The sequence below is a fragment of the Buchnera aphidicola (Astegopteryx bambusae) genome (assembly GCF_039365365.1).
Lineage (GTDB): Bacteria > Pseudomonadota > Gammaproteobacteria > Enterobacterales > Enterobacteriaceae > Buchnera_G > Buchnera_G aphidicola_B.
Window position 1 is genome coordinate 241,000 of record NZ_CP134985.1, and the last position, 25,251, is coordinate 266,250.

The window sequence follows — 25,251 nt, forward strand, 5'->3', positions numbered from 1 at the left end:
ATTTTTTTAATCATATTTAATTTTTTTTATTACATTATAAAATTTTATAAAATCAAATCCAAATATAAATAAAGAAAAAAAATAAGAAAAAAAAGAAATTAATACAAATAATAATAAATATAAAGCTCTAATTAACATATTATTGTACATATATACATTTACAAAAATATTTTTTATAAAATACATTGTTAAAGTCATTACTAACATAGAACAAATTATATAAAATAAGAACTTCCACCAACTTTTTTTAAAAAAAAATATTTTTTTTTTTTTTAAATAATAGAATAAAAATAATAAATTTACCCAAGATCCTATACTAAATGACAATGCTAAACCAACATGTTGAAGTTTATTTACTAAAAATATATTCATAATTTGAGAAGATATTATAGTAAATATAGATATTTTCATAGGAGTAGAAGCATCTTGCCTGGCATAAAAAGCAGATACTAACACTTTAGTTAATACCATAGAAATCAAACCAAAAGAATATGCTATTAAAGTCTTTTGTGTCATAAAAGTATCTTCTGAATTAAAATTTCCATATTGAAATAATGTAAATATTATATATTTAGAAAAAAGTGCTACAAATAGAGAGCTGGGAACAGATATTATTATACTTAACTTAATACCCCAATCAAATAAATAAAAAAATTTATTCTTTAAATCTTTATAAAAAAAATTAGACAAATATGGTAATAATATAGTAGATAAAGAAGTTCCTAATATACCTGCTGGAAATTCAATTATTCTGTCTGCATAATATATCCAAGATACTGATCCAGAAATTATTAATGAAGATATTATAGTATTACATAATAAAGAAATTTGATTTGCTGAAACTCCTAACATAGCGGGAAACATTTTTTTTAAAAATATGTTTATTGATTTATTTTTAAAATTAAAAGACGGAAAAATTAATCTATTAATTCTATATAAATTAAAAATTTGAAAAATTACCTGTATAAAACCTCCAAATAATACACTAAAACCTAAAGATAATATGTTAGGATGAAAATATTGTGAAAGAAAAATAGAAAAAAATATCATACTAACGTTTAAAAACATTGGCATAAAAGAAGAAGATAAAAAATGATTCCATGCATTTAAAACGCATGCAGATAATGATACCAAACAAATAAAAAAAATGTATGGAAAAATTATTTGTAGTAAAAAAACTGTTATTTTATATTTTTCTATATCTTGCAAAAAACCAGGCGCAATTAAACAAACAATTTTAGACGCAAAAAAAACTCCCAAAGATATTAATATTAACAATATTAATATTATTAAACCAAATATATTAGAAATAAATTTATTAACTACTTTATTACTTTCTTTTTTTTTTAATTTTATTAAAATTGGTAAAAAAACCTGTGAAAAAGCTCCTTCAGATAAAATTTTTCTAAAAAAATTTGGTATTTTAAATGCTATAAAAAAAGCATCAGTATACATAGATACGCCGAAAAATTTAGCAATATAAATATCTCTTATGAAACCTACAAATCTAGAAAAAAAACTTATTAAACTAATTGACAATATAGATTTTAAGAAAGCCATAATTTACTACCTTAAATTACTTACTATAAATGAAAAAAACTAACCTATTTTTCTAATATAATTAGCAAACATATTAAAAATATTTTTTTTAATTTAGAAAAAAATATAAAAAAAATAACAAAATTATATATTTTAAAAATATAATCTTATATTATCAAAATAATATTATATTTAAATAATATTTTTTTATTTTTAAAACAAAAATATTTAGATATAATATATTAAAATTACAAATTTCATAAAATAAATTTTTTAAAATATAATACATTAATAAAAAATATAAAATTATTTATAAAAATATAATAATAAAATTATTATATAAAAGAATATAAAACTATTATAAAAATAATTTTTATAAAGAAATAAAAAATAGGATAAAAAATGTTAAATACAATAAATAATTTTTTTGAAATTAATAAAACAATTTTAAATTTAAGATCATTAAAAGAAGAATTTATTGCATCAAATATTGCAAATTTTGAAACTCCAAATTATAATAAAAAAGATATAAATTTTGAAAAAATTAAAAAAAAAATTTTTTCTATAAATAAAAAAAATGAACTTTTTATAACTTCAAAAAAACATATGAAAGCACATAATTATGAAATTAAAAACAAAATTTCTATGTTTTTAAAACATGAAAATAATTATAAAACAAATAATAAAATAAATATAAATGAAGAAAAAATAAAATTTTTACAAAGCAGTTTAGAATATGATTTAGATATTGCATTAATAAATAAAAAAATAAAAAATATATATTTAGCTATACGAGGATAAAAAATGTCTCTAATAGATACGATGAATATGTGTTCATCATCAATGAATGTAGAAGAAAAAAAAATTGAAATACATACAAATAATATTGCAAATTCTGAAAGTATAGAATATAAAAATGGCAAATTTAATCCATACACAGCAAAAGTTGCAATATTAGAAATATATAAAAATAAAAATGGCATAGAAACAACTAGAATAAAAGAAATAGTTGATACTAAAGATCCATATAAAAAAATATATAATCCTAATCATCCTTTATCAGATTCTAAAGGATATTTAAAACTTTCTAATGTTAATTATTTAAATGAAACTATAAATTATTTAAACGCATCAAAAAGATATCAAGCAAATTTAGAAATCATACAAACAATGAAATATATGATATTAAAAACTATTGCTATGTGCAAATAACTAATTAAATTTTTTTAAAAAATTTTTATATATTTTATTTTAAAAAATATATAATATAAAACTAATTAATATTTAATATGTTTTTTAATAATATATTTTTATTAATAAAATATTAAATAATTTATAAACAACTTAAAAATCTAAAAAAATATGAATTTTAACAAAAAAATATTTTATAATACATATAAAGTAAATGAACTAGTAGAAAAAAATAAAAAAAGTAATATAAATAATTTTAATATTAAATATAAAAAAATAAATAAAATAATAGAACAAAAAAATATAATAAAAAATAAAAAATATACTGAAAAATGTAAAAAATTAATTAATGAAATATGTAGTTCTATAAAAAATAAAAGACAAGCTATGTCATATGGACTTTTTAGATTAATAGATGAAAATGGAAATGTAGCATTAAGTCCTAATAAAAATTTCTCAATGAATAGCAAATTACAAATAACAGATAATAATGGAAAATATTTAACTGGTTATTTATATAATAAAATAAATGAAAATAAAAATGTATCATTTCCAGAAATAATAGATTTTTCAAAAAAATTTGTTCCAAAAATAAATAAAAGTAAAGAAATAGAAATATATGCAAATTTAAACATAAATGAAAAAATAAAAGAAGAAAGTAAATTTAATCCTTTAGATCCGTCTACTTATACAAAAAAACATGTTGTAAAAATATATGATGAATTTGGAAAACATATTAATTTAGACGTATATTTTTTAAAAAACTCAATAGATTCTTGGAAAATAATATCTATAAATAAAAAATATGGCGAAAAACATGTAAACAATACTATATTTTTAAATAGATTAGACAATACAATAGTTATAGAAGGAGATGAAATATTTGTTCACACAAATTCTGATAATAATTATTTAAGTCAATTAATGTTTAAATCTGACAAGATTACAACAAACAAAAAACTTCCAACATCTTTTGACAAATTAACAACGGATGGAGCTCCTATAAAATATTTAAGTCATTATGAAATAGATGAAAATGGAAATATTTTAGGAATATTTTCAGATAATACAAAAGGAAAATTAGGATATGCTACATTAGTGAAATTACCAGAAAATATAAAAAAATCTATTAGAAATGGATTAATAAAAGACATAAATCCAGATTTAATAAATTTTTTTAAAAACAATGAAGTATAAAATATTATAAAAAAATTTTTTTACTAAAATAAATTAAAAAAACAATATATATTAATAAAAGATATGAAAAATAAAATTTATTCTAACATAGATTTTGCTAATAAGATGTTTGAAGATCAAGAAATGATAAATAACAATTTAGCAAATTTATCTACTAAAGGATTTAAATCTAAATTTAATTATTTTGTAAAAATATATGATAAGAAAAACAAAAATATAGATAACAAAACAATTAATTATTATGACAATTCTTTAGGACAATTTAATTCTACTAATAAACCATTAGATCTAGCAATTTGTGATAAAGATGGATGGTTTGAAACAAAAACAAAAAAATTAAATACATACTTAACTAGAAATGGAAATATAAAAATTAATAAAGATCATTATCTAGTTATAAATAATAATTTTTTGCTCAATACACACAATAAACCAATATATATACCTAAAAATTTTTTACCAAAAATAAAAAGTGACGGAACAATTATAATCAATTATAAAAAAAATAAAAATTATAAAAAAAATATAATAGGAAAAATAAAATTACAAAAAATTAATATAAATAAATTAGATGAAATATATAATGGAATGTTTAAAATAAAAAATAAACATTATAAAAAAAATTATAACGAAAAAAATAATATAAAAATTAAAACTGGTGTTTTAGAAGAAAGTAATGTTAATCCTATATCTAATATTATAAATATAATATATAAATCAAGAATATTTGAAACAATTATGAAAACAATTTCTGTACAAAATGAAAATGAAAAAAGAATTAATCAAATATTAAATATAAACAATTAAAAAAATAAAATAGGAAAAATTATGATACCATCTATGTGGATTGCTAAGACAGGATTAGATGCACAACAAAATAATATGGATATTATTTCGAATAATTTAGCAAATATAAACACAAATGGATTTAAAAAATCTAGAGCAGTATTTGAAGATTTAGTCTATAAATCTAAAAATTATGAAAATAAAAATTACTATGAAAAAGAAAATTCAGAAAATTTTTTTGATGCAGGTGCTGGTTCAAAAACTCGAGAAATACAAAAAAATTTTAGTCAAGGAAACTTATTAAGAACAGATGAAAACAAAGATATAGCAATAAATGGAGACGGATTTTTTCAAGTACAAATGCCAGATGGAAGCACAGCATATACAAGAAATGGATCTTTTACAATAAATAAAAATAGAAAGTTAATTAACAAGAATGGTTTATTAATGAAACCAAACATAATGTTACCTGAAAATTTTACTAATTTATATATAGATAAGAATGGAATAGTTAGTATTATGATTGATGATCAAAAAGAAAAAATTCAAATTGGTCAAATAACTTTAGCAATATTTGCAAACAATGATGGATTAGAAAGTATAGGAGAAAATTTATATAAAGAAACTTCATTATCTGGAGAACCATTCGAAAGTGTGCCAGGAACATATGATACAGGAGAATTAAAACAAGGTTATTTAGAAGAATCTAATGTAAATATAGCAGAAGAATTAATAAATATGATACAAACACAAAGAGCATATGAAATAAACAGTAAATCCATAAGTGTATCTGATAAGATGTTACAAAAAATATGTGAACTATAAAAATTATATTATAAATTTTATAAAATAACTTAAAAAACTAATAAAACAAAACATTAATATATGTAATAAAATGAAAAATACAAAATTTTTAATTCCTATTATAATATATGTTATATTCAAAATATATAATATAAATAATATAGAAAAAAGTAATTTGTTAGAAAAAAAAGTTCATGTAGATAATACTATTAAAGAAAATAATAATAGTTCTATATTCGATGAAAAACAAATTAAAGAAAAAAAATATGGATCTTTATTAGATCAATATAAAAAATATGAAGTTGGAGATTTAATATCTGTCATAATAGCAGAGAATACTATTGCAAATAATAAAACAGCGGATAATGTAAAAAGATATGCAATTAGCTCGTTAGGAGAAAATAATATAAAACCAGAAACTAATAAAATAATTAAATTAATAAAAAATTTTTTTAAATTATATGAAAAATCTGAAAATAGTTTATTTGGGGCAGGACAAAATTTTTCAGAAAATTTTTTATCCGGAATCATCACAGTAACTATTAAAAAAATTTTACCAAACGAAAATTTAGTAATTTCTGGAGAAAAAAATCTAGTTATTAACAAAGGAAATGAACTAATAAAGTTTTCAGGTATAATAAATCCTAGTGATATTAGAAAAGATAATAAAATACTTTCTACAAAAATATATAATGTTAAAATAGAATATTTAAGAAATGATTTTATAAAAGATGTGCAAAAAATGGGTTGGTGGCAAAGATTCATTTTACACATTATACCAATATAAAAATTTGTAAAGTTTTTTAAAAATAATCAAAATATTTTATTAAAAACAAAAAAATAAAAATTTTTTTATAATATAATTATTTTGTAAATAAATAATTTTATTTTAATATATCAAAAATATAAATGAAAAAAATATTAAATATTAGCAAACTTTTTATTTTATTATTATTAATTTTTACTAGTACATTTTCTTTTGCTCAAAAAATTAAAGATTTAACAAATATATACGGGGTTAGAGATAATCAATTAATTGGATATGGACTAGTAGTAGGACTAAATGGAACTGGAGATATAGTATCACAAATTCCATTTACTGAAAATTCATTAAAAAATATTTTAAACAAATTAGGTGTAGAAGTTTCAAAAAATAAAAATTTACAGTTAAGAAACGTAGCATCTGTTATAGTGACAACAGAACTTCCAATATTTTCTGAAATAGGTGAAAAAATAGATGTAAGAGTTTCATCTATAGGAAATTGTAAAAGTTTAGAAGGAGGAACTTTAATATTAACTCCATTAAGAGGAATAGATAATAAAATTTATGTTATTGCTCAAGGAAAAATTATAATAGAAAAAATAGATAATAAAAAATCGTTTTTAACGTCAAATTTAAATAAAGTATACAATTCTGGAAAAATATTAAATGGAGGAAATATTGAAAAAATAGTACAAAATAATTTTTATAAAAATGATACAATAAATTTACAGTTAAAAAATGAAAATTTTATATTAGCAAAACAAATAAGTGATGAAATAAATAAACATTATCCAAACACATCTGTTCCTATAAACTCTAAAAAAATAACTATATTCAATAATAAAAAAATAAAACAAAATATAGTAGAAGTAATATCAAACATACAAAATATAAATATAAAAATACCGATAGAACCGAAAATATTTATAAATCAAACAAATGGAATAATATTAACAAATAAAATAATAAAAATTAAACCATGTACCATAAATTATAAAAATTTATGTATAAATTTACAAGAAAATATAAAAATAACTAAAAAAAAAATACAATCAAAACAAATAATAATAAATAGTAATATATATTTAGAAGAAATGTTAAAAACATTAAAAAGTTTTAAAATAGAAACAAAAGAAATAATAGAAATATTAAAAATATTAAAAATTTCAAAATGTTTATCAGCCAAAATAGAAATTTTATCATGAAAATAATAAATAATGAAAATTATATAATCAAAGTTAATAAATTTTATAAAAAAAGAATAAAAGAAGAAAATATTGTAAAAGAAAAAATAGAAGAAATATTTATAAAAATACTTTTGAAAAATATTAGATTAACTACACCAAAAAACAAATTATTTAATGAAGAAAAAAATGAAATATATAATGAAATATATGATCAAAAAATATCAGAAATTCTTAGTAAAAAAGGAATCAATTTAATAAATAACAATACTAATATGTTACAAAATAAAAAATACGATATATAAAATATATAAAAAATGTTTTAAAATAAGCAGGAGAAATATATTCTAATACTCCTGCGGTTTTTTTTTATTTTTAATAAAAATATTTATTAAAATAAAAAAATAAAATATTAAAATATCAATATATAATTGTATTAATTGTATTATACATTTTTATAATTTTTTTTATTTTATTTTTTTTTTTTCTTTCTTTATATATATTAAAAATAAAAAAATTCGGAAATTTTATTTTATCACTAAAAAAAAAGATAATTTTTTTCTCTTTTTGTCTTTTTTTAATATTATTAATATATTTTATATTTTCTTTATTTAAATATTTATATGATTCAATAGGAATTATTACATTTACTTCACATGTATTATCTTCATACATTTTTTCTTCTAACAATCTAAAAATTGATAATAAAAAATATTTATTATTTAATAAAAACCCACCCCCATTACATTTTTTACATAAATAATAATTATTTTCTATAAAAATAGATTTTAATCTTTGTCTAGATATTTCCAGTAATCCAAATTTAGATATATTACTAAATTTTATCCTAGCTGTATCTTTTTTAATTATTTTTTTTAATCTATTATACAAAATTTTTTGATTTTGAAAAAATTCCATATCTATTAAATCTATTACTATTAATCCTCCTATGTTTCTAATTTTTATTTGATAAAATATCTCTTCTATAGCTTCCATATTAGTATTAAATGCTGTTGCTTCAATACTATTAAACTTTTTTGACTTAAAAGAATTTATATCAATTACAGTTAGAGCTTCAGTACTATCTATAGTAATAGATCCTCCAGATTGTAACATTATTTTTCTTTTAAACAAATTAATAATTTTAGATTCTATTTTGTAAAAAATAAATAATGGAATTTTTTTTTTATATATCAAAATTTTTTTTAAAAATGAAATATTTTTTATAAAAAAGAAATATTTATAAATCCTTTTTAATATTTTGATGTTATCTATAATTATTTTATCAACATCACTATATAAACAATCTCTAAAAATTTTAATTATTATGTCGTCTTCTTTATGTATAATACTAGGATGTATAATTTTTTTATATTTTTTTTTTATTTTATTCCATAAATTAATTTTTATATTTATATCTTTTTGAATAATTTTTTTAGAAATATTTAATCCAGCTGTTCTAATTATAAAACCCATTTTATTAGGAATTTTTATATAAGAAATAAAACTTTTTATTTTACTTCTAGAATTTCCAATTATTTTTTTTGATATTCCCTTTTTATTCACATTATATGGTGTTAATACAGAATATATTCCAGGTAAACTTATATAAGTAGTTAAAAAAGCACCTTTATCACCTGTTTCTTCTTTCAATATTTGAACTAATACGTATAAATCTTTTTTTAAAAATATAGTTTTATTTTTACAATCAACAAAATTTTGAAAATCTTTATGAAAAAAAAAATTATAAATTTCTTTTATCGGTAGAAATCCATTTTTTTTACTTCCATAATTTACAAAAAATGCATCTAAACTTTTTTCAAATTTTACTATTTTACCTTTATATATATTATATCTATTATTTACATTTATATTATTGTCTATGTTCAAATAACATAATTTATTATTATCTAAAATTGCAATTCTAGTTTCTTCTTTTAAAATAGAATTTATTAACATTATTTTCATAAAATTATATTTTACACATATAAAAATTATAAAAAATATATTATCATAACATTAATGTTTATAATAAAATTTACATAAAAATAAAAATATTATATTTTTATATAAAAAAATATAAAAATATAAAAAATTTAATATATAATAAAAAATTAAATTATATGATAAAAAAAAAAAATGAATACACAAAAGTAAAAAAAATTGTAATATTAAAAAATTCAATTGGGCAAAGAATAGATAATTTTTTAAAAAAAAAATTAAAAAAATTCTCAAAAAATGCAATATATACTATAATAAGAAAAGGAAGAATTAGAATAAATAAAAAAAGAATACAAGCAAAATATAAATTAAAAAAAAATGATACAATAAGAATACCACCAATATATAAAGAAAGTAAAAAAATAGTAAAAAAAAAAAATATACCATATTTTAAAAAAATAATAAAAAACAATATTCTATATGAAGATAAATATTTAATGGCAATAAATAAACCTAAAAAAATTGCTGTACATGGAGGAAGCGGAATAAATTTTGGAATAATAGAAATGATTAGAAAAATATATCCTATGGAAAAAAATTTAGAACTGATTCATAGATTAGATAAAGACACCTCTGGAGTATTACTAATATCAAAAAAAAAATTTGTATTAAAATCTTTACATAATCAAATAAAAAATAGAAGAATTAAAAAAACATATACTGCTATTGTTCATGGTTTGTGGCCTATAAAATATAAAAAAATAAATTTTCCATTACTAAAAACGCAAAATATATTTGGAAAAAGATTAGTTTTAGTTAGTAAAAATGGGAAAAAATCAAAAACAATATTTAAAGTAGAAAAAAAGTATAAAAATGCTACTATATTAAAAATATATCCAATAACTGGTAGAACACATCAAATAAGAGTGCATACTGCACAAATAGGTCATCCAATAATAAATGATAATAGATATGGTAATAAAAATTTAGATAAAAAAATTAATATAAAAAATAAAGAATTGTTTCTTCATGCATTACAAATATGTTTTTTGCATCCTAAAACAAATAAAAAAATCAGTATAATAGCAAAAAAAAATAGTATTAACACATTAAATTTAAAAAAAATTTTTAATTAACAGGAGTAATTTATGGCAGTACAAAAAAGTAAACATTCTAGATCAAAAAGAAATATGAGAAGATCTCATGATAAATGTAAATTAATGCAAATATCTGTAGATAAACATTCTAAAGAAAAACATATAAGACATCATTTAACAAAAAAAAACTTTTATAAAGGAAGAAAGTTTTAAATAAAAAAAAATATAAAATGAATTTTTCTATAATTTTCCCTGGACAAAATACGTATAATAAAAAAAAACTTAAACAATTATATAAAATTAAATTAATAAAAAATATATTTGAAGAAGCATCAGAAACAATAAACTACAATATATGGAAAAATATTAATAAAATTCCTATAAAAAAAATAAAAAATAGATATTTACAACCTATAATAATTACAATATCAATATCAATATATAAATTATGGGCAAAATATATAAATATACAACCTAATATAATAGCAGGACATAGCTTAGGAGAATATTCATCATTAATATGTGCAAATGCTATAAGTTTTAATACTTGCTTAAAATTAGTAAAGTCAAGAGGAAAACTTATGGAAAGCATATCAAAAAAAAGAAAAATTTCTACAAAAATAATATTTGGAATTGAAGAAAAGAAAATTTTAAAAATTTGTAAAAAATGCTCTAGCAAAAAAATAGTAGAAGTAGCTTCTGTAAATTCTAAAAAAATAATTGTGATATCAGGTGATAAAACATCGGTAGATAAAGCTGAAAAATTATGTAAAAAATATGGTTCAAAAAAAAATTTTATTGTTCCAATATCTGTACCAGTACATTCTAGTATTGCTAAATCTATAAAAAAAAAATATTTATATTTCTTAAAAAAAATACACTTTAAAAATCCAAAATATAAAATAATAAATAATGTGGATGCAAAAAAAATATACAAAAAAAAGAATATAAAAAAATATTTGTGTAAACAATTATATAAAAAAGTAAAATGGAAATCATGTATTGATTATATTATAAAAAAAAATATAAAATTATTTTTAGAAATGAGCACTAAACAAATTTTTATTAAAAAATATTTTAAAAACATAAAAATTATAACAATAAATAGTAAAAAAAAAATTTTATATGCAAAAAAAAAAATTGAAAATTAAAAAAAAAATAGCTATAGTAACCGGTGCTAGTTCTGGAATAGGAAAAGAAATATCTAAAAAATTTTTAAAAAAAGGAATTAAAGTCGTTGGAACCACTTCGTCAACTAATGGATTAAAAAATATGAAAAAATTTATTAAAAATAAAAAACAAAGATTTTTAATAAATTTTAAAAACTATAAACATGTAAAACACGCAATTTTAAAAATATATAATCTTTTTGGTTCAATAGACATATTAATAAATAATGCAGGAATAAAAAAAGATAATATGATTATTAATATGAAAGAAAAAGATTGGATAAATGTAATAAATATTAATTTGATGTCTACATTTTTAATTTCAAAATGTGTAATAAAATATATGATAAAAAACCAATATGGAAGAATAGTACATATAGGATCAATAATAGGTGATGTAGGAAATATAGGGCAATCTAATTATTCTGCATCTAAATATGGAATAATAGGTTTCAACAAATCACTAGCTTTAGAGGTAGCAAAGTATGGAATTACATCAAATGTAATATCCCCAGGATTTATTAAAACAAAAATGACAAAAAATATAAAAAAATATAAAAAAAAAATTTATTTAAATAAAATACCAGTAAAAAGATTCGGGGAGGTAAAAGATATATCTAATGTAGCAATGTTTTTAATATCAAAAAAATCATCTTATATAACTGGACAAACAATACATGTAAATGGCGGTATGTATATGAAATAACTGAAAAAAATATAGGAAAAAAAATGAAAAAAATAACAAATTTAATAAAAAAAATTATATCAGAACAATTTGAAATAAAAATAAAAAAAATAAAAAAAAATTTTTCATTAAAAAAAAATATAGAAATAGATTCTTTAGAAAAAATAGAGCTTGTTATGAACATAGAAGAAAAATTTAATGTAAAAATAAAAGATGAAGAAATAGAAAAATTAGATACTATAGAAAATATTGAAAAATATATATTAAAAAAAAAACATGAAAAAAAATAAATTTATAGTCTTAGAAGGAATAGAAGGTTCTGGAAAAACAGAAATGTTAATATATTTAAAACAGATATTAAAAAAAAAAAATATAGAAAATATAATTTGTGTAAGAGAACCTGGAGGCACTATAATATCTGAAAAATTACGATCAATCATAAAACAAGAAATAAAAAATGATAAGATTTCGGATGAAACAGAAATACTTTTATTTTATGCATCTAGAATGCAGTTAATAAAAAATAAAATAATTCCAGAGCTAAAAAATGGAAATTGGATAATTTCTGATAGATATAATTTATCTACAATAGCTTATCAATCAGTAAAAAAAAAAAATAAAAAATTAATAAAAAATCTAACAAAAATGTTAATAAAAAATTTTCAACCTGATTTAACAATATATTTTGATACTATTCCTTCAATAGGTTTAAATAGAATTATAAAAAGAAAAAACATTGATAGGATTGAAAAAAAAGGAATAAAATTTTTTATAAAAGTTAGAAAAAACTACTTAAAAGAAATAAAAAAAATATCTAAAAAAATAATTATAAATGCTTCTTTAGAAAAAAAATATGTAAAAAAAAAATTAAAAAAGAAATTTATTAATTGGTTAAACAAAAATGCAAAATAAATTATATCCATGGTTATCGCAATATTATATAAAAATAATAAACATGATAAAAAAAAGGCAGCATAGCGCTGTTATGTTAAATTCTGATAATAATATTGGAATCAATAAATTAATATTAAGTATAAAAAAATGGATATTTTGTAAAAATATACAAAATGAATATGCTTGCAATAAATGTAAAGAATGTATGCTAATAAATGAAAACAAAAACTTTGATATATATAATATCAATTTATTAAACAAAATAAAAATTAATGAAATAAGAAAAATAATAGAAAAAATATTATTGACATCTAAAAGTTGCAAAAAAAAAATAATATATATAAAACATTCTGAATTTATAACAGAGCTAGAAAGCAATACATTATTAAAAATAATTGAAGAACCTCCAAAAAATACAATATTTTTTCTGCAAACTTCTAAAATTAAAAATATAATATCAACATTAAAAAGTAGATTATATATTGTAAATATAATTAATCCAAAAAAAAATACTAGTATAAAATGGTTATTAAAAAATACAAATTTTAATAAAAAAATTTGTGAACAAGCAATAAAAATAAGTAACAATGTCCCATTGTTTGCTATTAAAATGTTAAATAGCAATTTATGGAAAATCAGAAAACATTTTTATGCACAATTATTTTATATAATAAAAAATGAAAAATTGCTAAATATTATTAAAATAATTCAAAGAAAAGAAATAAATTTTTTATTAAACTTAATATATACAATATTTTTAGATGCTATAAAATATAAAAAAAATATATTAAAATTCGTTATAAATACAGATCAAAAAAAATTAATAAAAATGATATCAAAAAAATTTAAAAAAAAAATTATATTTAATAGTATAATATCATGGATACAATTTGAAAAAAATTTATTTAATATAGATAGAGTAAATTATGATTTAATATTATTAGAACAAGTTTTTAAATGGAATAAAATACTAAAAAATTAAAAAATTACTAACTAATAAAAAAATATAAAATATGATACTAATAGATTCTCATTGTCATTTAGACAAAATATGTAATAAAGAAAAAAAAAATAGTTTAAACAATATATTATTAGAATCAAAAAAAAAAAATGTAAAATATATTTTGAATGTTTCAACTTCCCTAAAAAATTTTGACAAAATGAAAATTTTTTTAAAAAATAAAAAAAATATATTTTATTCTTGTGGAATACATCCATTCTATTATGAAAAAAATATTAAAACAAAAGAAATAGAATACCGATCAAAAAGTAAAAATGTAATTGCAATAGGAGAAATAGGTTTAGATTATTCTAAACATAATAAAATAAATAAAAAAAATCAAAAAAAAATGTTCATAAAACAAATAAAAATAAGTAAAAAATTAAAAAAACCTATAATAGTACATACTAGAAATTCTATAGAAGATACTATACAAATTTTAAAAAATTCAAAAATTAATAAATATGGAGGAATAATACATTCTTTTAATGAAACAAATTTAAAATACTTACAAAAAATAATTGATTTAAATTTTTATATATCTATATCAGGAATTGTAACATTTAAGAATGCAAGCAAACTAAGAAAAATTATAGAATATATACCTTTGAATAAAATTCTAATAGAAACAGATTCTCCATATTTATCTCCAGAACCATATAGAGGAAAGAAAAACAAACCATCAAATTTATATTATATAGCAAAATGTATATCAAAAATAAGAAAAATAGAATTTTATAAATTTTCAGAAATAGTAAAAGAAAATTTTGAAACACTATTTAATATAAAAATAAAATAAATATTATTTTTTAATAAAAACAAAATTATAAAATATAAAAACATAAAACAATCAGTATAATAAAATAATTTTATAAAATATAAAAATAGAGTTCTTAAATATGTTTAAAAATATTTTTTCTAATCTCCAAAAAATAGGAAAATCTTTAATGCTTCCTATATCAGTTTTGCCAATTGCAGGAATATTGTTGGGTATAGGATCAGCTCATTTTTCAATAATGCCTAAATTAATGTCAGATATAATGATTGAATCAGGAAGTTCAATATTTAAAAATATGCCTTTAATTTTTTCTATTGGAATATCATTAGGATTTACAAAAAATGACGGTGTAGCAGCTTTGGCGTCTGTTATTTCATATGAAATAATGTCAAAAACGTTTTCTGTTGCTTTACCTATTTTTGCAAATTTTAATTATATTTTAGAAGAAAAACAAACCAATTTAATAGACACAGGAATTTTGGGCGGAATTTTGTCAGGAGCATTATCAGCATATTTGTTTAATGTATTTTATAAAATAAATCTACCAGAATATTTAGGATTTTTTACAGGTAAAAGATTCATACCAATAATATCAGGATTATCTTCAATAATATTAGGTATATTTTTATCATTAATTTGGCCGCCAATAGGAAAAATAATACAACATTTTTCAAAATGGGCTGCATATCAAAATCCATTGTTAGCATTTTTTATATATGGTTCTGTAGAAAGAGCGTTAATACCTTTAGGATTACATCATATATGGAACGTACCATTTCAGATGCAAGTAGGTGAATATATAAATAGTTCTGGACAAATTTTTCATGGAGACATAGCAAGATATATGGCTGGTGATCCAACAGCTGGAAAATTGTCTGGAGGATTTTTATTTAAAATGTATGGATTACCTGGAGCAGCAATAGCAATATGGCATTGTTCCAAAAAAGAAAATAAGAAGAAAATAGGAAGCTTAATGTTATCAGCTCTTTTAACTTCTTTTATAACTGGAATAACAGAACCAATTGAATTTGCGTTTATGATAACTGCTCCTATATTATATATAGTACATTCTATTTTATCAGGATTAGCTTTTCCAATATGTATATTATTAAATATGAGAGCTGGAGCAAGTTTTTCTCATGGAATTATTGACTTTATGATATTAAGTAGCAATAGTAATAATATTTTATTTTTTCCAATTATAGGAATATTTTATGGTATAATATATTATTTTACATTCTTTATACTAATAAAATTGTTAAATTTAAATACTCCGGGTAGAGAAAAAAATATACAAAAAATTTCAAAAGAAAAAAATATAATACCAAAATTAATACATTATTTAGGAGGAGAAAAAAATATTGCTAATTTAGATGCATGTATAACAAGATTAAGAATAACTGTAATTAATAAAACTAAAGTAGATACAGAAAAAATAAAAAGTTTAGGAGCTTCTGCAGTAATAATTTCCGGTTCTGGTGTGCAAGCAATTTTTGGAACAAAATCAGATAATTTAAAAACTGATATGGAAGAATATTTAAAAAATAAAAAATAACCACATCAAAGAAATATTTAAAATATTAAAAAATGGTGGGTTAATAACCCACAAAATTATAAATTAAAAAAAATATAAAATAAATAGGTAAAATATGAAAAAAAAAAACATTTTTTATAAAATAATAAATAAAAAAATACCATCTAAAATAATATATCAAGATAAAGAGATAACTGCATTTGAAGATATCAATCCTCAATCACCAATACATATTTTAATAGTACCTAACAAGAGAATAAAATCTATAAATGAAATAAATGAAAAAAATAAAAATATAATAGGAAATATGATATCTGCATCAGTAAAAATAGCAAAAAAATTAAAATTTGCAAAAAATGGATATAGAATAGTAATAAATTGCAATAAACATGGAAGACAAACAGTACAACATTTGCATATACATTTATTAGGCGGAAAAATGCTAGGAAAAAAATTTAATTAAAAACAAATAAAATTAATAATCAAATTTTCCAAGAGTTTTAGGAAAAGGTGATGCTTCTCTAATATTATCCAATCCTATTATATAACACAATAATCTTTCAAACCCCACACCAAATCCTGAATGAAAAGATGTACCATATTTTCTTAAATCTCTATACCACCAATACTTTTTTTTATTTAAATTAAATTCTAAAAATTTTTTATCTAAAAATTTTAATCTTTCTTCTCTTTGAGATCCCCCTATAACTTCTCCTACTTTAGGTAAAAAAATATCCATAGAAGCAACTGTTATGTTGTCAGAATTATTCCTCATATAAAAAGCTTTTAAATTTCTTGGAAAATTTTTTATTATTACAGGTTTTTTGAAATATTTGTTAACAATATATTTTTCTTGATCAGAAGATATATCTTCTCCAAAAGAAATTGACTTTCCTAATTTGTTTAACAATTTAATAACATCTTTATAATCTATTTCTGCAAAATTTAGTGTCATTAAATCTTTTAAATTATTAATTATATTTTTATTAAAACTTTTTTCTAAAAATTTTATTTCAGAATAACAATTTTTAAAAATATATTTAGATATATGTTGTAAAATATTTTTAGATAACAAAATTATTTTTTTTAAATCATAGAAATATGCTTCTACTTCTAACATCCAAAATTCAGATAAGTGTATTTTAGTATTTGAATTTTCAGATCTAAATACTGGTCCAAATGTATATACTTTAGATAAAGCAGAAGCATAAGTTTCTAAAGTAAGTTGCCCCGAAACAGTCAAAAAATAATTAAAAAAAAATTTTTTCTTTTTTAAAGATTTATTGTTGTCTTTACAAAAATCGTATGGATAAACTTTAAACATAGCACCTGAACCTTCAGTATTTAATCCAGTTATAATAGGTGTAGGAACCCATACAAAATTTTCTTTACAAAAAAAATTGTTTATTGCATTAAACAAACTATTTCTGATTCTAGACACAGATCCAAAAAATTTTGTTCTTGGTCGTAAATGTGAAAATTTTCTTAAATATTCAAAAGTATGTTTTTTCAAAGAAATAGGATACTTATCTGGATGTTTTACAAAACCAAAAACTTTTAATTTTTTAGATATAAGTTCATATTTTTGTTCTTTTCTGTTAGAAAATATTAAAGTTCCAATAACATATATTGAACATCCACTAGTTAATTTTGTTATTTTATTTTTATAATTACTTAAATATGGTTTAACCACAATTTGCAATATATTTGCGCAAGATCCATCAAAAATATCTATAAAAGATATTCCTATACTAGAATCTCTTTTACTTCTAACCCAGCCATAAATCTTTATTTCTGTATTTATTTTTATTTTATTATCAAATATATCTTTTATAGAAAAAGTTTTCATTATAATATACCAATATAATATGTACAAAATATTTTAAAAAATATTAAAAATTTTAAAATAAAAAAATATATTAGAATTTTCATAAAATAAAATTTTAATAAAATAAATATATTGCTAAATTTTTTATAAAAAATTATAAATTTTTGATTTTTTCTATAATTTTTATAATTTTTTTATTTAAGTAAATAAGTTTATTTTTATCAAACATTATAATATTTTTTGGAGCATTTTTTATAAAATTTTTATTAAAAAGTTTATTTTTCAAAATATTTATTTTAAATTTTATTTTATTTATTTTATTTATATTATCTTTTATATTTAAATTCTTATTATATTTTTTTTTTGAAATAATAACAATCACTATTTCATCTAAAACCTTAATAAAAAATTTTTTATAAACATTAATATTATCTATAATTTTTAAATTACTAAGATTAGCCATTTTTATTAAAAAATACATATTTTCAAAAAAAAATTTTTTTATAAAAATATTATTAAACTTTATAGCTATAGAAATTTTTTTAGAAAAATTAATTTTTATTTTATTTCTTATAGATCTAATTGACATTAAAAATTTTTTTATAACATTAATATAAAAAATTAATTTTTTATCAACACAGTCTTTTTTATAATTAGGAAATTCTTTTAACAAAATACTTTTATACACTGAATCAGTCAAAGATTTCATATTTTGCCAAATTGATTCAGTTATAAATGGAATAATAGGATGTGCAGCAATTAATATAAGCTCAAAAATCTTTATTAAATTGTGTTTAGCATATAAAATATATTTTTTAGAAAAAAACTTGAAAACTATTTTTAAAAATTCTAAATACCAATTACAAAAATTATTCCAAATAAAATCATATAAACACTTAGAAGCTTTATCAAATCTAAAATTTTCTAAATAATACCTATATTTTTTTATCATAATGTTATATTCAGAAATTATCCAGATATCTATTATATTAAATTTTTTAAAAAAAAATTTTTTTTTCACATCTTTACAAGACACATTTGTAAATATAAAAATACTAATGTTCCAAATTTTGTTACAAAAATTTTTATATCCTTTTAATATTTTCATATCCCAATTTATATTTCTTGTAGGACTAGACAAAGAAGACAAAGTAAATCTTATAGCATCAGTACCATAAGAATCAATACCATTAGGAAATTTTTTTTTTGTAATAGAAATAATTTTATTTTTCATAGAATTTTTAAACATACCAACAGTTCTTTTTTTTAATAATTTTTCTAAAGAAATTCCATCAATTATATCAATTGGATCTATTACATTTCCTTTAGATTTGGACATTTTTTTACCTAACTCATCTCGTATTAATCCAGTAATATAAACCTTTTTAAAAGGTATTTGTACTGGAAATCTTTTATCTCCTTTTAACAATACTAAAGTAAGCATAATCATTCTAGATATCCAGAAAAAAATTATATCAAATCCACTTACCAATACATCAGTAGGATGAAACATTTTTAATAAACTATCTTCTTTCGGCCATCCTAATGATGAAAAAGATAATATAGCAGAAGAAAACCAAGTATCTAAAACATCATTTTCTTTTTTTAAAAAAAATTTTTTTGATAAACAATATTTTTTCCTAATTTTTGTTTCATTTATTCCTATATATTCTTTACCATATTTATCATACCATATAGGTATTCTATGGCCCCATAACAACTGTCTAGATATACACCAATCATCTATATTTTTCATCCAAGAAAAAAAAATATTTTTATAACTATCTGGTATAAATTTTATTGTTCCACTTTTTACTAATTGGAATGCTGTTTGAGAAATTTTTTTAACTTTTAAAAACCATTGATTTGTTATTCTAGGTTCTATTATTGATCCAGTTCTATCACCAACACAAATTTTTATTTTAGTTTTTAAAACTTTTTTTAACATATTATTTTTTTTTAAAAAATTTATAATCTTTTTCCTAGCATCAATTATATTTAAATTTTTTAAAAATTTAGGAGAATTTTCTTTTTTAGTACAATTTTTTGAATATATTATAAACTTGTCAGAAATTCTTCCTGATTTCGTGAAAATATTTATTAACGGTAATTCATTACAATTAGCAATTTTATAGTCATTAAAATCATGTGCTGGAGTTATTTTAACACATCCAGTACCTTTTTTTTTATCTATTCTTATGTCTGATATGATTTTAACAATTCTGTTAACTATTGGAATTAAAACATATTTACCTATTAAGTTTTTATATCTATTATCGTCTGGATTTATAGCAACAGCAACATCTCCTAACAATGTTTCAGGTCTAGTTGTCGCAATAACTATATAGTTTTTCTTATTATTAAAAAAATTTTTATTTACAAAATAATATTTTATATACCACATAAATCCATTACAAAATTTTTTTTCTATCTCTATGTCTGATATAACGCTTTTACAGCTGAAATCCCAATTCACTAAAGATTTTTTTTTATATATAAGTTTTTTTTTAAATAATTTAATAAAAGCAAATCTAACAGAATATGACATTTTTTTATCTAAAGTAAAGCACATTCTATTCCAATTTACAGAACTTCCTAATCTTTTTATTTGTGCACAAATTTTTTTGCACATCTTGTTTTTCCATTTCCATATGGTTTCTAAAAATTTTTTTTTAGAAAAATTGTTTTTATCAATTTCTATATTTGATATTAAATGATTTTTTACAACTATTTGTGTTGCTATTCCAGCATGATCTATCCCTGGCTGCCATAATATATTTTTTCCATTCATTTTATTATATCTTATTATAATATCCATAATAGTATGCTGAAATGCATGACCCATATGTAAGTTTCCAGTTATATTAGGAGGGGGCATTAGTATACAAAAATTGTTTTTACAATTTTTCTTATATTCAAAATAACCATTTTTTTCCCAAAAATTATATAATACTTTTTCTATTTTTTTATGATTATAATTCTTTTTCATATTTTTCATTGTAAAATTTATTTATTATAAATATTTTAAAAACATTAATTTTTTAATACTAATTAAAAAATAAGATATAAAAATTTTTATTAAAAAAATTTATAATACACAAGTAAAGATATTTATAATATAATATTATATTAAAAAAATAACTAAAATTTTTATTAAAAATTAATAAAATTTTTAGTTATTTTACATACAATATCATAAAACTAATGTATATTTAAGCTTAACAATAAAAAATTTAAAATAAAAATATATTTATGTATATAATTTTTATTATTAAATAATAATATGTATATTCAAAAGTTTTTTAAAAAAAATATAAAAATTTTTAAAAATAATTAACAAATAAAAATAAATTTGTTATTATTATATAAAAATAAAATAATAGGAAATTAAAAAATGGAAATGCTTTATATAAAAGTATTTGTAGTTTTAATGAGAATGCTTTGCTAAAATTTTTTATAAAAAAAATACTTCTATAAAATTAGATACTAAAATTAAAAAATATTATATATTATGAAAAATTCATTATATAAAAAAAGTTTATTATCTTTAAAAGATATAAATAAAAATGAAATAAAAAAAATATTATTATTATCAAAAAAGTTAAAATATTTAAAAAAAATAAATAAACAAAAATCTTTTTTAAATGGTAAAAAAATAGTTTCAATATTTGAATTAAATTCTACAAGAACTAGATGTGCATTTGAAATATCTGCATTTGATCAAAAAATAAATATTACAAATTTAGATGTTAAAAATACGCATATGGGCGAAAAAGAATCTATAGAAGATACAATAAAAATCTTTAACTGTATGTATGATGCTATACAATATAGAGGTCCAAGTCATAAAATAATAAAAGAAATAAAAAAATATTCTACAATTCCTGTATGGAATGCGTTAACAGATAAGTATCATCCAATACAAATACTTTCAGATTTGTTAACAATATCAGAATATTCTAAATATAAAGAAAATTTTTCTAAAATAAATTTAGCATATATAGGAGATTGTAAAAATAATATAGCAAACACTATTTTAGAAGCATCTAATATTTTAGATATTAAAATAAATATGATATCTAACAAAAAATTTTTACCAAGTAAAAAAGAAATTAACTATATTATTAATAGTAAAAAAAATAAACACACAAAAATATTTTGTACGGAAGATAAAGAAAAAGGATTGAAAAATATAGATTTTATATATACTGATACTTGGTTATCAATGAATCAAAATTTTCGTGAATTAGATAAAAAAATTAAATTATTAAAAAAATATCAAGTAAACAAAAATTTATTAGAAAAAACAAAAAATCAAGATATAAAAATACTACATTGCATGCCTGCTATACATGATGAAAAAACAGAATTATCCAAAAAAATTTTTAAAAAATTCAATATTAAAAATGGATTAGAAATAACAGATGATGTATTTAATTCTAAAAATAGCTTAATATTTGAACAAGTAAAAAATAAAATATATGTTATACAAGCAATAATGATATTAAGTTTAAAAAAAAGTGTAATATTTTAAATTATTACATTTTTTATTTTATAAAATAAATTTTTTGTAATTGTAAATATATAATATGAATAATATAAAAAAAAATGTTGTTAAATCAATAGGGCCATATAGTAGTATATATGAATCAAAAGGAATATTTATGATATCTGGTCAAATTGCTATAAATGAAAAAAATACAAAAATACCAAAAGATATAATTAAGCAAACTAATATAATATTAAAAAATATAAAAAATATTATAGAAGAAAAAAATTTAAAAATAAAAAATATTGTTAAAACAAATATTTTTATAAAAGATATAAAAAATATAAAAATTATAAATAAAATATATAAAAGTTTTTTTGAAAAATATACAAAAAAACTTCCTGCAAGAACATGCGTGGAAGTTTCAAAATTACCTAAAAATTCTGATATAGAAATAGATGCAATAGCAATAAAATAAAATATGCCACTATAGTGGCATAATAACATAAAAAATTTTAATTAAATTTATTTTTTCTATAATTAACTATTTTTTTTTTAGAAATATATTTTTTAAAACCTTTTTTTTTAAAATTTTTATTAAATAATTTTTTTTTATAAAAATTAGAAATCAATCTAATATTTATATGTTTATTTAAAATTCTAGTATTTTTTAAAGAATTTAAAAAATTATTTTTTTTATTTATATTTTTTGAAATTTCTAAAGTAGAATAAAAATCAAATAATTTTATATGTCCTATATTGCTGCTATTAATTTTTCCTTCATTTGCTATAGCTCCTACTATATGTCTTACTTCTATTCCATCTTTTTTTCCAATACTTATTTTATATAAATCCATATTATATGTTTTTTTTCTGTATTTTATATTATCATGTTTGGAAAAAAATCTTTCTTTAGGTTTTTTGTTGAAAATTTTTCTATCTATTTTATTATCTTCTTTTATTATAAGAGGTCTATCTTTTTGAGCCATTTTAAACAATGCAGATAATAAAATATCTGAATCAATTTTCTTTGTAATGTCCATTTTTTTCAATATATTTTTATATATATCTAAATCTTTACTTTTAATTTCTTCTTTAATTTTATTAGTAAAATTTTTTATTCTATTTTTTGTTAAATTTTTTACATTTGGCAAATCTATTCTTAAAATTTTTATTTTTATAATTCTTTCTATATTATATAACAATCTTCTTTCTCTAGGTTCGACAAACAACAAAGCTTCACCAAATCTGCCTGCTCTACCAGTTCTTCCTATTCTATGTATGTATGATTCTGCATCCATTGGTATATCATAATTTATTACTAAACTTATTCTATCTACGTCTAAACCTCTAGCTGCAACGTCTGTAGCTATTAAAATATCTAATCTACCATCTTTTAATTTCTCTAAAGTTTTTTCTCGTATTGACTGATTCATATCTCCATTTAATGCAGAACTATTATATCCATGTTTTTCCAAAATTTCAGAAATTTCAATAGTAGCATTTTTTGTTTTAACAAAAATTATAGTAGCAGAAAATTTTTTTATTTCTAAAAATTTTATTAATGCATCAGTTTTTCTTCCATATATTATGCAAAACTTTTGTTTTATATTAGGTCTATTTTTTATACTAGATTCCAATCTAATTTCTTTCGGAAAATTCATAAATCTTTTTGATATTCTTCTAATTTCATTAGGCATAGTAGCAGAAAAAAGAGCGGTTTGATGAGATTTAGGAATATTAGACAAAATATTTTCAACATCTTCTATAAATCCCATTCTTAACATTTCATCAGCTTCATCTAAAACTAAGCTACTTAATTTAGAAAGATTTAACGTTCCTCTTTTTATATGATCTAATAATCTTCCTGGAGTACCTACTATAATTTGAGGTCCTAACTTTAATATTTTTAATTGTAATTCATATCTTTGACCTCCATATAAAGCTAAAACATTTATTCCTAAAATATATTTAGAAAATATAGAAAAAAATTTAGATACTTGTATAGCCAATTCTCTAGTAGGTGTTAAAACAAGAATTTGTGGCATTTTTAAATTTAATTTAATATTGTTCAGTAGAGGTAAAGCAAAAGCAGCTGTTTTCCCACTTCCCGTTTGAGCCATTCCTAAAACATCCATACCTTTTAACAAAAAAGGTATACATAATTTTTGAATTGGAGAAGGAGTTAAATATTTCATCTCATTTAATGATTTTACTAAACAATCTTTTAATCCTAAAGAAGAAAATGTAAATTTATTATGAGTCATGCAATTATATTATGCCTCTTAATTTACAAATATTATTTATGTTAAACAAAAATAATAAATTCTATTTACAATTATTTAAAAAAAATATTTATAAAATTCAATTAT

25 protein-coding genes are annotated in these 25,251 nt (G+C 18.4%); 20 read left to right on the plus strand and 5 right to left on the minus strand.

Going from position 1 to position 25,251, the window contains the following annotated elements; translation table 11 throughout:
• Positions 1-6 precede the first annotated feature (6 nt).
• Complete coding sequence (gene murJ, locus RJD44_RS01120; RefSeq protein WP_343189781.1) at positions 7-1,560, minus strand: murein biosynthesis integral membrane protein MurJ; 1,554 nt, start codon at positions 1,558-1,560, stop codon at positions 7-9.
• Between the two features lie 381 nt (positions 1,561-1,941).
• Between murJ and flgB the strand changes: the two genes are divergently transcribed.
• From flgB to RJD44_RS01160, 8 genes are all read left to right on the plus strand, one after another.
• The gene (gene flgB / locus RJD44_RS01125) at positions 1,942-2,340 is read left to right on the plus strand and encodes a flagellar basal body rod protein FlgB (protein WP_343189782.1); all 399 of its coding nucleotides are present in this window, start codon (positions 1,942-1,944) and stop codon (positions 2,338-2,340) included.
• A 3-nt stretch (positions 2,341-2,343) separates the two neighbouring features.
• A complete protein-coding gene (locus tag RJD44_RS01130) occupies positions 2,344-2,751 on the plus strand; it encodes a flagellar basal body rod protein FlgC (RefSeq protein WP_343189783.1) in 408 nt (135 codons plus the stop codon).
• A gap of 150 nt (positions 2,752-2,901) precedes the next feature.
• The gene (locus RJD44_RS01135; protein ID WP_343189784.1) at positions 2,902-3,927 is read left to right on the plus strand and encodes a flagellar basal body FlgE domain-containing protein; all 1,026 of its coding nucleotides are present in this window, start codon (positions 2,902-2,904) and stop codon (positions 3,925-3,927) included.
• A 63-nt stretch (positions 3,928-3,990) separates the two neighbouring features.
• On the plus strand, positions 3,991-4,734 hold the full coding sequence (locus RJD44_RS01140; RefSeq protein WP_343189785.1) for a flagellar basal body rod C-terminal domain-containing protein: 744 nt from the start codon (positions 3,991-3,993) through the stop codon (positions 4,732-4,734).
• A 21-nt stretch (positions 4,735-4,755) separates the two neighbouring features.
• Positions 4,756-5,538, plus strand: coding sequence for a flagellar basal-body rod protein FlgG (flgG, locus tag RJD44_RS01145; RefSeq protein ID WP_343189786.1), 783 nt, complete (start codon positions 4,756-4,758; stop codon positions 5,536-5,538).
• Positions 5,539-5,608: 70 nt separating this feature from the next.
• A complete protein-coding gene (locus RJD44_RS01150) occupies positions 5,609-6,304 on the plus strand; it encodes a flagellar basal body L-ring protein FlgH (protein ID WP_343189787.1) in 696 nt (231 codons plus the stop codon).
• Between the two features lie 122 nt (positions 6,305-6,426).
• Entirely contained in the window at positions 6,427-7,485 is a 1,059-nt protein-coding gene (gene flgI / locus RJD44_RS01155) for a flagellar basal body P-ring protein FlgI (RefSeq protein ID WP_343189788.1), read from the plus strand.
• The gene (locus RJD44_RS01160) at positions 7,482-7,769 is read left to right on the plus strand and encodes a flagellar biosynthesis protein FlgJ (protein WP_343189789.1); all 288 of its coding nucleotides are present in this window, start codon (positions 7,482-7,484) and stop codon (positions 7,767-7,769) included. Before flgI ends, RJD44_RS01160 begins: the two co-directional genes overlap by 4 nt.
• A 115-nt stretch (positions 7,770-7,884) precedes the next feature.
• Here the strand turns inward: RJD44_RS01160 and RJD44_RS01165 are convergent, their stop codons facing one another.
• Entirely contained in the window at positions 7,885-9,432 is a 1,548-nt protein-coding gene (locus tag RJD44_RS01165; RefSeq protein ID WP_343189790.1) for an Rne/Rng family ribonuclease, read from the minus strand.
• 155 nt (positions 9,433-9,587) lie between these two features.
• On the opposite strand from RJD44_RS01165, the gene RJD44_RS01170 reads away from it, so the two are divergent.
• The 10 genes from RJD44_RS01170 (at position 9,588) to RJD44_RS01215 (ending at position 17,025) form a co-directional block, all read left to right on the plus strand.
• Complete coding sequence (locus RJD44_RS01170) at positions 9,588-10,541, plus strand: RluA family pseudouridine synthase (RefSeq protein ID WP_343189791.1); 954 nt, start codon at positions 9,588-9,590, stop codon at positions 10,539-10,541.
• A gap of 12 nt (positions 10,542-10,553) precedes the next feature.
• Positions 10,554-10,715: a 50S ribosomal protein L32 gene (gene rpmF, locus RJD44_RS01175; protein ID WP_343189792.1), complete on the plus strand. Its 162-nt coding sequence runs from the start codon at positions 10,554-10,556 to the stop codon at positions 10,713-10,715.
• 17 nt (positions 10,716-10,732) lie between these two features.
• Entirely contained in the window at positions 10,733-11,653 is a 921-nt protein-coding gene (locus tag RJD44_RS01180; RefSeq protein WP_343189793.1) for an acyltransferase domain-containing protein, read from the plus strand.
• Positions 11,628-12,377 carry a 3-oxoacyl-ACP reductase FabG gene (gene fabG / locus RJD44_RS01185; protein WP_343189794.1) on the plus strand — a complete coding sequence of 250 codons (750 nt, stop codon included), beginning with the start codon at positions 11,628-11,630 and terminating at the stop codon, positions 12,375-12,377. Before RJD44_RS01180 ends, fabG begins: the two co-directional genes overlap by 26 nt.
• Before the next feature lie 23 nt (positions 12,378-12,400).
• On the plus strand, positions 12,401-12,646 hold the full coding sequence (locus RJD44_RS01190; protein ID WP_343189795.1) for a phosphopantetheine-binding protein: 246 nt from the start codon (positions 12,401-12,403) through the stop codon (positions 12,644-12,646).
• Positions 12,633-13,268, plus strand: coding sequence for a dTMP kinase (tmk, locus tag RJD44_RS01195; RefSeq protein ID WP_343189796.1), 636 nt, complete (start codon positions 12,633-12,635; stop codon positions 13,266-13,268). The genes RJD44_RS01190 and tmk overlap by 14 nt, the downstream gene beginning before the upstream one ends.
• On the plus strand, positions 13,258-14,232 hold the full coding sequence (locus RJD44_RS01200) for a DNA polymerase III subunit delta' C-terminal domain-containing protein (protein WP_343189797.1): 975 nt from the start codon (positions 13,258-13,260) through the stop codon (positions 14,230-14,232). Before tmk ends, RJD44_RS01200 begins: the two co-directional genes overlap by 11 nt.
• Positions 14,233-14,263: 31 nt before the next feature.
• Entirely contained in the window at positions 14,264-15,049 is a 786-nt protein-coding gene (locus RJD44_RS01205) for a TatD family hydrolase (RefSeq protein ID WP_343189798.1), read from the plus strand.
• Positions 15,050-15,149: 100 nt separating this feature from the next.
• Positions 15,150-16,583, plus strand: a complete 1,434-nt coding sequence (ptsG, locus tag RJD44_RS01210) for a PTS glucose transporter subunit IIBC (protein WP_343189799.1) — start codon at positions 15,150-15,152, stop codon at positions 16,581-16,583.
• 94 nt (positions 16,584-16,677) lie between these two features.
• Positions 16,678-17,025 (plus strand): histidine triad nucleotide-binding protein, encoded by a 348-nt coding sequence (locus tag RJD44_RS01215; protein WP_343189800.1) that lies wholly within the window; start codon positions 16,678-16,680, stop codon positions 17,023-17,025.
• 12 nt (positions 17,026-17,037) lie between these two features.
• On the opposite strand, the gene asnS is transcribed toward RJD44_RS01215, so the two are convergent.
• Both asnS and RJD44_RS01225 read right to left on the minus strand, forming a co-directional pair.
• On the minus strand, positions 17,038-18,411 hold the full coding sequence (gene asnS / locus RJD44_RS01220) for an asparagine--tRNA ligase (RefSeq protein WP_343189801.1): 1,374 nt from the start codon (positions 18,409-18,411) through the stop codon (positions 17,038-17,040).
• Between the two features lie 133 nt (positions 18,412-18,544).
• Entirely contained in the window at positions 18,545-21,379 is a 2,835-nt protein-coding gene (locus tag RJD44_RS01225; protein WP_343189802.1) for a valine--tRNA ligase, read from the minus strand.
• A 522-nt stretch (positions 21,380-21,901) separates the two neighbouring features.
• Here RJD44_RS01225 and argF point away from each other — a divergent pair.
• Positions 21,902-22,924 carry an ornithine carbamoyltransferase gene (gene argF / locus RJD44_RS01230; protein ID WP_343189803.1) on the plus strand — a complete coding sequence of 341 codons (1,023 nt, stop codon included), beginning with the start codon at positions 21,902-21,904 and terminating at the stop codon, positions 22,922-22,924.
• Positions 22,925-22,979: 55 nt separating this feature from the next.
• On the plus strand, positions 22,980-23,357 hold the full coding sequence (locus RJD44_RS01235) for a Rid family detoxifying hydrolase (protein ID WP_343189804.1): 378 nt from the start codon (positions 22,980-22,982) through the stop codon (positions 23,355-23,357).
• Positions 23,358-23,394: 37 nt separating this feature from the next.
• On the opposite strand, the gene RJD44_RS01240 is transcribed toward RJD44_RS01235, so the two are convergent.
• Complete coding sequence (locus RJD44_RS01240) at positions 23,395-25,146, minus strand: DEAD/DEAH box helicase (protein WP_343189805.1); 1,752 nt, start codon at positions 25,144-25,146, stop codon at positions 23,395-23,397.
• Positions 25,147-25,251 lie beyond the last annotated feature (105 nt).

Coding starts and splice junctions, on each gene's coding strand:
- murJ (WP_343189781.1), bottom strand. CDS start 1,560: ATGGCTTTCTTAAAATCTATATTGTCAATTAGTTTAATAAGTTTTTTT.
- flgB (WP_343189782.1), top strand. CDS start 1,942: ATGTTAAATACAATAAATAATTTTTTTGAAATTAATAAAACAATTTTA.
- RJD44_RS01130 (WP_343189783.1), top strand. CDS start 2,344: ATGTCTCTAATAGATACGATGAATATGTGTTCATCATCAATGAATGTA.
- RJD44_RS01135 (WP_343189784.1), top strand. CDS start 2,902: ATGAATTTTAACAAAAAAATATTTTATAATACATATAAAGTAAATGAA.
- RJD44_RS01140 (WP_343189785.1), top strand. CDS start 3,991: ATGAAAAATAAAATTTATTCTAACATAGATTTTGCTAATAAGATGTTT.
- flgG (WP_343189786.1), top strand. CDS start 4,756: ATGATACCATCTATGTGGATTGCTAAGACAGGATTAGATGCACAACAA.
- RJD44_RS01150 (WP_343189787.1), top strand. CDS start 5,609: ATGAAAAATACAAAATTTTTAATTCCTATTATAATATATGTTATATTC.
- flgI (WP_343189788.1), top strand. CDS start 6,427: ATGAAAAAAATATTAAATATTAGCAAACTTTTTATTTTATTATTATTA.
- RJD44_RS01160 (WP_343189789.1), top strand. CDS start 7,482: ATGAAAATAATAAATAATGAAAATTATATAATCAAAGTTAATAAATTT.
- RJD44_RS01165 (WP_343189790.1), bottom strand. CDS start 9,432: ATGAAAATAATGTTAATAAATTCTATTTTAAAAGAAGAAACTAGAATT.
- RJD44_RS01170 (WP_343189791.1), top strand. CDS start 9,588: ATGATAAAAAAAAAAAATGAATACACAAAAGTAAAAAAAATTGTAATA.
- rpmF (WP_343189792.1), top strand. CDS start 10,554: ATGGCAGTACAAAAAAGTAAACATTCTAGATCAAAAAGAAATATGAGA.
- RJD44_RS01180 (WP_343189793.1), top strand. CDS start 10,733: ATGAATTTTTCTATAATTTTCCCTGGACAAAATACGTATAATAAAAAA.
- fabG (WP_343189794.1), top strand. CDS start 11,628: ATGCAAAAAAAAAAATTGAAAATTAAAAAAAAAATAGCTATAGTAACC.
- RJD44_RS01190 (WP_343189795.1), top strand. CDS start 12,401: ATGAAAAAAATAACAAATTTAATAAAAAAAATTATATCAGAACAATTT.
- tmk (WP_343189796.1), top strand. CDS start 12,633: ATGAAAAAAAATAAATTTATAGTCTTAGAAGGAATAGAAGGTTCTGGA.
- RJD44_RS01200 (WP_343189797.1), top strand. CDS start 13,258: ATGCAAAATAAATTATATCCATGGTTATCGCAATATTATATAAAAATA.
- RJD44_RS01205 (WP_343189798.1), top strand. CDS start 14,264: ATGATACTAATAGATTCTCATTGTCATTTAGACAAAATATGTAATAAA.
- ptsG (WP_343189799.1), top strand. CDS start 15,150: ATGTTTAAAAATATTTTTTCTAATCTCCAAAAAATAGGAAAATCTTTA.
- RJD44_RS01215 (WP_343189800.1), top strand. CDS start 16,678: ATGAAAAAAAAAAACATTTTTTATAAAATAATAAATAAAAAAATACCA.
- asnS (WP_343189801.1), bottom strand. CDS start 18,411: ATGAAAACTTTTTCTATAAAAGATATATTTGATAATAAAATAAAAATA.
- RJD44_RS01225 (WP_343189802.1), bottom strand. CDS start 21,379: ATGAAAAAGAATTATAATCATAAAAAAATAGAAAAAGTATTATATAAT.
- argF (WP_343189803.1), top strand. CDS start 21,902: ATGAAAAATTCATTATATAAAAAAAGTTTATTATCTTTAAAAGATATA.
- RJD44_RS01235 (WP_343189804.1), top strand. CDS start 22,980: ATGAATAATATAAAAAAAAATGTTGTTAAATCAATAGGGCCATATAGT.
- RJD44_RS01240 (WP_343189805.1), bottom strand. CDS start 25,146: ATGACTCATAATAAATTTACATTTTCTTCTTTAGGATTAAAAGATTGT.